Annotated in this window: 8 protein-coding genes and 1 pseudogene (1 of these 9 only partly in view); 3 read left to right on the plus strand and 6 right to left on the minus strand. The window is 54.2% G+C overall.

What is annotated here, in order from left to right; translation table 11 throughout:
* From H5U36_02315 to mscL, 3 genes and pseudogenes are all read right to left on the minus strand, one after another.
* Positions 1-288, minus strand: a pseudogene (locus tag H5U36_02315) (DAK2 domain-containing protein); it reaches 168 nt to the left of the window's first position.
* Between the two features lie 13 nt (positions 289-301).
* A complete protein-coding gene (gene dhaK, locus H5U36_02320) occupies positions 302-1,300 on the minus strand; it encodes a dihydroxyacetone kinase subunit DhaK (GenBank protein ID MBC7217011.1) in 999 nt (332 codons plus the stop codon).
* Positions 1,301-1,369: 69 nt separating this feature from the next.
* Positions 1,370-1,855 (minus strand): large-conductance mechanosensitive channel protein MscL, encoded by a 486-nt coding sequence (mscL, locus tag H5U36_02325; protein MBC7217012.1) that lies wholly within the window; start codon positions 1,853-1,855, stop codon positions 1,370-1,372.
* Positions 1,856-1,950: 95 nt separating this feature from the next.
* Here mscL and H5U36_02330 point away from each other — a divergent pair, with 95 nt between their 5' ends.
* From H5U36_02330 to H5U36_02340, 3 genes are all read left to right on the plus strand, one after another.
* Positions 1,951-2,586, plus strand: coding sequence for a hypothetical protein (locus H5U36_02330; protein ID MBC7217013.1), 636 nt, complete (start codon positions 1,951-1,953; stop codon positions 2,584-2,586).
* 167 nt (positions 2,587-2,753) lie between these two features.
* A complete protein-coding gene (locus H5U36_02335) occupies positions 2,754-3,350 on the plus strand; it encodes a DUF488 domain-containing protein (protein MBC7217014.1) in 597 nt (198 codons plus the stop codon).
* An 85-nt stretch (positions 3,351-3,435) separates the two neighbouring features.
* Complete coding sequence (locus H5U36_02340; GenBank protein MBC7217015.1) at positions 3,436-4,245, plus strand: 2-hydroxyglutaryl-CoA dehydratase; 810 nt, start codon at positions 3,436-3,438, stop codon at positions 4,243-4,245.
* Positions 4,246-4,424: 179 nt separating this feature from the next.
* On the opposite strand, the gene H5U36_02345 is transcribed toward H5U36_02340, so the two are convergent.
* The 3 genes from H5U36_02345 to H5U36_02355 form a co-directional block, all read right to left on the minus strand.
* Positions 4,425-5,219 carry a DeoR/GlpR transcriptional regulator gene (locus tag H5U36_02345; protein MBC7217016.1) on the minus strand — a complete coding sequence of 265 codons (795 nt, stop codon included), beginning with the start codon at positions 5,217-5,219 and terminating at the stop codon, positions 4,425-4,427.
* Positions 5,220-5,222: 3 nt separating this feature from the next.
* Positions 5,223-6,212, minus strand: a complete 990-nt coding sequence (locus H5U36_02350) for an ABC transporter permease (protein ID MBC7217017.1) — start codon at positions 6,210-6,212, stop codon at positions 5,223-5,225.
* Positions 6,202-6,731 (minus strand): ABC transporter permease (locus H5U36_02355; protein ID MBC7217018.1); only part of this gene is annotated, 530 nt, incomplete at its 5' end. The genes H5U36_02355 and H5U36_02350, both read right to left, overlap by 11 nt.

Below are 6,731 nucleotides of genomic sequence, written 5' to 3' on the forward strand. Positions count from 1 at the left end.
TTTTCCGGCATCAAGGAAGGCTGTCCCATAGAGGGGTCCCATGGCAGCTCCTCCCGAGAAGAGGATGGTTTTGCCTGCGGTGCTCAAAAGGGCTCCGATGTCCTCCTCTCCTTTGGGGAAGGATTCCACCGCTTCCTCGACTCTCTCGAAGGCCTTGCAGACGCTCTCCCCATGGTCGGAGTCCCCAATGGGGGAGTCGAGGTCGTTGAGGTAAGATCGGTGCCTTTCGAGGTTCTCAAGGATGCGAGAGAAGGCTTCTTTGAACCGAAAGAAGGGGATGGCCTCCATGGGGAACCTCCTCTCAGTGCTGGATGAAGTGGACCCCATCGCAGGGGGCATCGATGAGGCGCTTGAGCTCGTCATCGAGTCTCGTGAGGGTGATGGAGAAGCCACCCATCTCAAGGGAGGTGAAGAACTCCCCGATGTAGGTGCGGTGGATGGTGATGCGGTGATCGGCGAGGATCTCGGCGACCTTGCGGAAAGAGATGTACATCTCAAGGAGGGAGGTGGAGCCAAGGCCGTTGATGAGAACGAGGACTTCATCGCCGCTTTCGAAGGGGAGGTCCTTGAGGATTTCGAGGGTCAAGAGTTCCGTCACCGCATCGGCGGACATCATCTTCGTGCGCTTCACCCCTGGCTCTCCGTGGTGACCCACCCCAATCTCCATCTCATCCTCTCCGATGGTGAAGCTCGGTTTCCCGGTGGTGGGGAGGATGCAGGGGGTGTGGGCAACACCCATGCTCCGGGTGTTTTTGACCACCCGTTCCCCAACCTCTTTGAGCTTTGCAAGATCTGCTCCTTCCTCGGCCAATGCTCCAACCACCTTCCAGAGGACCACCTCTCCGGCTATTCCCCGGCGGTTCTCCTCTTTCCCTTTGGGGCTTGAGGCCACATCGTCGTTCACGATGATGCTCTCCACCGGAACTCCTTCACTTTCGGCAAGCTCTTTGGCCATACCGAAGTTCATGACGTCCCCAGAGTAGTTCCCAAGGCAAAGGAGCACACCTTTTCCCCCGTCCACCGCCTTGATGGCCTCGTAGACCCGGGAAACCGGGGGAGCAGCAAAGATATCCCCCACCGCCACGGCATCGACAAGACCCTTCCCGATGTACCCGATGAAGGCCGGCTTGTGCCCTGAACCTCCTCCGGTGACGATGCCCACCTTTCCTTTGACCGGGGCATCTTTCCGGACGAGGACTCGCTCGGTTTCCAGGCGGCGGACCTTGTGGGGATGGGCTTTCACGAAACCCTCAAGCATTTCCTCAATGAGGTTCTCTGGACGGTTGATGAACTTTTTCATACACATTCCCCCTCCGTGTTGCTCAACTCATTCCTCATTGTCGCAAATAAGGCGCTGCGCATCAACTCTTCACCTGGTTAATTCCGAAGTGCAGTTCGGGCAACGAATGGCCTTGATGGGAATGAGGGTGAAGCAGAAGGGACATTCCTTCGTCGTGGGCGGTGGTGGAACAACGGCTTTCTCGCGGCGCAGACGATTGACCGCCTTAACCATGAAGAAAACGGCTATGGCAACTATCAAGAAAGCAACAACGCTATTGATGAACATCCCGTAGTTCAGAGTGACCGCTCCCGCTTCTTGGGCCGAGGCAACGGTATAGTAAGGTCCGGGTTTGTCCCCTTCCTTGAGCACAAGAAAGAGGTTCGAGAAGTCGACTTTCCTCAGGAGAAGACCAAGAGGCGGCATGATGATATCAGCAACGAGGGATTTCACAATTGCCCCAAAGGCATTGCCTATGATGACACCTACGGCAAGATCGATGACGTTACCACGGCTTACAAACTCTTTGAACTCCTCGAAAACCTTCGCCACCGAACCCTCCTCCTTTTGTCTCATTGTACCATTCTACCACTTATTCGAAGAAGAAAACTGTGGTAAACTTGGCAAGAGAAGACCCGGTACCAGAGGTCTTCCCCCAAGGAGGGGACTGCATGGAGCCAAGGTTCTGGAAATTCCTCATCCTTACCCTTCTCTTCCTCCTCTTAAGCTTTGGAAGCTGTGCGGAGAACGTTCCAGAGAGAATTGACTTTGAGAAGGGTCTTATCTTTTTCGAGCAATGGGTTCACATCGCTGGGGAACCAGGATCCCCCTACCTCTGCATCGACTTCCCCACTTACCGGTTGAACAGGGAAGAAGGTACACTCGTGAGCCTTGTCGGTGCTTTTGGGAGGGGTGAGGGGAAAATAGACCCTGAGACCGTAAATCTCATCGTAGGAGAAGGGGTATCCCTCTCAGGAAGAGCAGGCACGGGAGCATCAAGTGGACTCAAGGGGGTCACGAGTTTTCCGTTTACCGTAAACTACCAAATGCTTGTCATCAAAGGAATGGAGGAAGATGGGAGTTTGCGTATCGAAAGGCTGGACGATCAACTCCTCTTTTTTGAGTTCTCTTTCCCAAATCCTCTCCCTTCAGGCGTTCTTGTCCTGAAGCCTGGGAAGCAGTTGACCTACTCCACAACCCAGAACGTTTCCCCTGGAGGGGAAAGGCAAAAGCTCACCCTCACTGTGACGCTTGAGAGCCTCTTTCTCGAACGCGCAAAGTGCCAAAATGCCGCCGCACGGCAATGAAGCCTTCCTGGGAAATTCCCGACCCTGGAAAAAGAAGTCCTTCGGGGATGAAGCAACAACCCCAGAGCGACAAAGAACCCCATGCCAAAATCGTTGACAAAACCAACCCCTATCGGATAACTTGAGGTAGCAAGATGCAAAAGGAAGGCATGGAGACCGGAAACGGCATGCAAGAACAGAGGAAAGAGCGCATAGTTTACACCATTGGCCATTCCAATCATACTCTGAACCACTTTCTGGACTTACTCCGAAAGCATGGCATCGAGGTTGTCGTTGATGTCCGTTCACAACCGTACTCCCACTACGTGCCTCATTTCAACCAGGAAAAACTGAAACAGGTGTTACCACAAAACGGGATACGATACCTCTACTTAGGAAAGGAACTGGGTGGTCGGCCAAGGGGAGTGGAATTCTACGACGAAGACGGAAAAGTGAACTATTCCCGCCTTGCTGAATCCGAACCTTTTAAGCAGGGCATAGCACGTCTGATTCAGGAGCTCTCAAGGAGTCGAGTAGCCTTAATGTGCGGTGAGGAAAATCCCACCATGTGCCACCGGCGACTCCTTGTTGGTCGTGTTCTTGCTGCAGAGGGCGTCACCGTCTACCACATCCGGGGCGATGGTCGGATAGAGACTGACGACCAGTTAGAAACGGAGAAGAAGGTCGAGGACTGTAAAGTCCAGCAATTGTTGTTGCTTCCAAGAGCCGCAAATAGCCAATCGATGCTATCTTCGAGATCGAAGAAGGCTCCAAGCTCCTTCTGAGCATTAGCCTTGGCGAGCCCTTCGAAAATACACTGCGCTTTTTCGGGTTCTCGTAGGCTCTTTGCTTTGCAGATTAACCCTTCTTGTGCTACCTTTTCCTTCGAGTCCAAAAATCGGGGTGGTTCTCGTGCTCTTTGCCGGAATCGATGTCGGGTCTCAATCCACAGCCTGTGTCCTCTGGGATGGGGAAAGGATTTTGGGCTTCTCCGTTCTCCCCAGCGGGGTGAACCCGAAAGAGCGGGCTCAGGAAGCCCTGGCAAAAGCCCTGGATATGGTAGGAAGAAAGGATGCAGAGTGCTTCCTCGTTGCCACGGGGTACGGACGCTACCAGGTGGAAGGGGCAAAACTCGTGGTGAGCGAAATCACTTGTCAAGCTCAGGGAGTGGCGTACCTCTTCCCAAAGGCAAAGACTGTCATAGATATTGGAGGACAGGACAGCAAAGTCATTCGTCTTGGAGAAGGAGGAAAGGTCCTCGACTTTGTGATGAACGACAAGTGTGCCGCAGGAACCGGGAGATTTTTAGAGCTCATGGCCCAGGTCCTCGAGATTCACATTGAGGACTACGGAAACCTTTTTGCGCAGGCAAAGGAACGGATTACCCTATCCCATACCTGCGCGGTTTTTGCCGAATCGGAAGTCGTCGGCCACATCGCCCGGGGAAAGAGAAAAGAAGACCTTGTATGGGCAGTGGCTCACGCGGTTACCGAACGGGTTGCCGCCTTGGGAGAGCGCATCGGTATTGTACCTCCCCTTGTCGTTACCGGGGGTGTGGCAAAAAATAGGGCTGTTCTCGCCCTTTTGGAGGAACGCCTGAGATGCCCGGTTCTCGTGCCCGAGAATCCACTCATTACTGCTGCTTTGGGGGCCTGTCTTTTGGCAGAGCGGAGGGCTTAAACGCTACAGGAACCATCCGGAGATACCCGGCACCGAACGGGAGGACTGCAAGGTTTGCCCTCTCTCGCGTTCCTTCGGGAAAGACGGAGAACAAAAGTTTTTCCTTCCCCTCGTGAGTCTGCGAAACCAGCACTTCCGTACTCTCCGGAGGGAGAGTATACTCAAGGATGGGTTCTTTTTCAAGAGCCCACCGGAACCCGGATGACCTGAATACCCAGGTCTTCGATCTTTCGAGCTATCACAGGATCCAACCGGTCATCGGTGAAGATACGGGAGAGCCTTGTAATTTCGCAGATTCTAAAGAAGGCTACCTCCTGGAACTTCCGGCTCTCGGCAACGAGGATGACCTCCTGAGCGGCAGTGACCATGACCTTTTTGAGGTGGGCCTCAAGCTCAAAGACATCGGCAAGGTATCCCTCATCCACAAGGACCGCCCTGGCCCCCAGGAAGAGCTTATCGGCATAGTAGTTCCGCACCGCATTTTCGGCCTGAGGTCCAACAAAAGAGAAGGAGAGGGGATGGAGTGTCCCCCCGGTGGCGATGATGTTAAAGTTCGGCTGCCTCGCCAGACTCACGCAGATATCAAGGGAACTCGTGAGAATCGTCACCCGCTTTGCTGAGTCGATGCTGCGGGCAACCTGCAGGGCAGTGGTGCTCGCATCGAAAATGACTGAATCCCCATCCTCGATGATTTTCGCCGCCTCTCTCCCAATTGCCTCCTTGACCTCGCGGTTTGTGATTTCCCGGAGCTCCACAGGAATTTCGACGTTACTCGTCTTCACCCGAGAGGCTCCCCCGTAGATGCGCCGAAGGAGCCCCTGTTTCTCAAGGGATCGGAGGTCCTGGCGAACGGTGTCCTCGCTCACGGCAAACATAGCTGCAAGTTCCTTCACAGTAAGGGTTTGGCGAACCTTGAGAGCCTCGAGTATCTTGAGTCGCCGCTCCTCAGCGATGAGACCTACCTTCCTGGGCATAGGCTACGACACCACCACTTTTCTCTTCCGAGACGCCAAAAGATTCGGAATCATAACTACGCCGATGAGGACAATTCCGATGACCACCATCATGACCTGGCCTGGGATGTTCCGGAGACCCATGCCGTAGCGGAGAAGCCGCATGAGGATGAGCGCAAGGCACGCCCCAAGAATGCTCCCCTTGCCTCCTGAGGGACTTGCTCCTCCCAAGACGGCAATAGCGATGACCTCAAGCTCGTACCCCGTAGCCACATTGGGACGAGAACTCCCGAGTTTTGAGGTGAGGAACACCGCTGCTACCCCGGCCATGAGCCCGTTCAGGGTAAAGAGGGTCTGGCGAATGCGTGCCACCGGTACACCGGAGAAAAAGGCTGCCACCCGATTCGTCCCGATGGCAAAGACCTTTCGCCCAAAAGAGGTCCGGTGGAGCACTAACCCGTACACGACAGCACACCCAAAAAAGGCCAAAAGCATGAAGGGAATACCGGTATTTCCCAAATATCCCCAGGCGAGGTACCCATACCAGGAGGGGAAACCACTCACCGCTTTGTCCCCAAGAAGAATGTAGGCAATACCCCGGTAGAGGGAGAAACCCGCCAAAGTCACGATGATTGCCGAAAGGTTAGGGATCCGGGAAACGAGAAAGCCATTGAAGTACCCGCAAGCCACGCCAACCCCAAGGGCCACAAGTATCGCAAACCCCATAGGAAGCCCAGCTTTGTACGATAGAGCCATAAGAACTGAGGACAAAGCGGTAATGGAAGCAACAGAAATATCAATATCTCCGGCGACAAGAATCATGACCATGGGAAAGACCATGAATCCCGCCTCAAGGAAAACCGAAAGGGCATCCATGAAGCTCCTGTAGTTCCAAAAATAAGGTGAAAGCCGCACGTTCACGAAAAAGGCCCCTACAATGAGCACAAAAAGGAGCCATTCCCAGCGGAAAGAAAAGGCCTTAAGCTTTGGCAATCGTAAGCTCTCAAGCCCCATAGCGCACCATCCTCAATTCCTCACGCTGGCGAAGTTGTGCACGCTCCATGTTCCGAGCAATAAGGACATTCACCAAGGCAGCAACGAGGATAATGAGCCCCTGGAGAGCCATTTTCCAGAAAGGGGACACTCGAATCATGGGAAGGGCATTGTTGATGATGCCAATGGTGATCGAGCCCAAGAAAACCCCCGGAATGGTCCCTGCCCCCCCAGAGATACTTACACCTCCAAGAACGCATGCCGCCACAACCGTAAGCACGAATCCCGCCGCCGTATCGTTCTGGGCCGAAGCGTACCGGGCCACCCACATGACTCCTCCAAGACCAGCGAGAGCCCCAGAGAGGGTGTACACAAGCCAGGTCACAAAATCGGTATTGATGCCGATGATGCGCGATGCCTCGACATTGCTCCCCACAGCGTAAATCTCCCGGCCCGTACGGGTGTGGTTTGCAAAGTAGTAGAAGAGTACGTAAACCCCTAAGGCAATGGCAATGAGATTCGAAAAGCCAAGAATCCTAC

Origin of the sequence: Candidatus Caldatribacterium sp. (assembly GCA_014359405.1) — a bacterium.
Taxonomy (GTDB): domain Bacteria; phylum Atribacterota; class Atribacteria; order Atribacterales; family Caldatribacteriaceae; genus Caldatribacterium; species Caldatribacterium oleiphilum.

Bases quoted from the DNA above. Each gene is read 5' to 3' on its own strand.
- dhaK (MBC7217011.1), bottom strand. From the start codon at position 1,300: ATGAAAAAGTTCATCAACCGTCCAGAGAACCTCATTGAGGAAATGCTT.
- H5U36_02330 (MBC7217013.1), top strand. From the start codon at position 1,951: ATGGAGCCAAGGTTCTGGAAATTCCTCATCCTTACCCTTCTCTTCCTC.
- H5U36_02345 (MBC7217016.1), bottom strand. From the start codon at position 5,219: ATGCCCAGGAAGGTAGGTCTCATCGCTGAGGAGCGGCGACTCAAGATA.
- H5U36_02350 (MBC7217017.1), bottom strand. From the start codon at position 6,212: ATGGGGCTTGAGAGCTTACGATTGCCAAAGCTTAAGGCCTTTTCTTTC.
- H5U36_02335 (MBC7217014.1), top strand. From the start codon at position 2,754: ATGCAAGAACAGAGGAAAGAGCGCATAGTTTACACCATTGGCCATTCC.
- mscL (MBC7217012.1), bottom strand. From the start codon at position 1,855: ATGAGACAAAAGGAGGAGGGTTCGGTGGCGAAGGTTTTCGAGGAGTTC.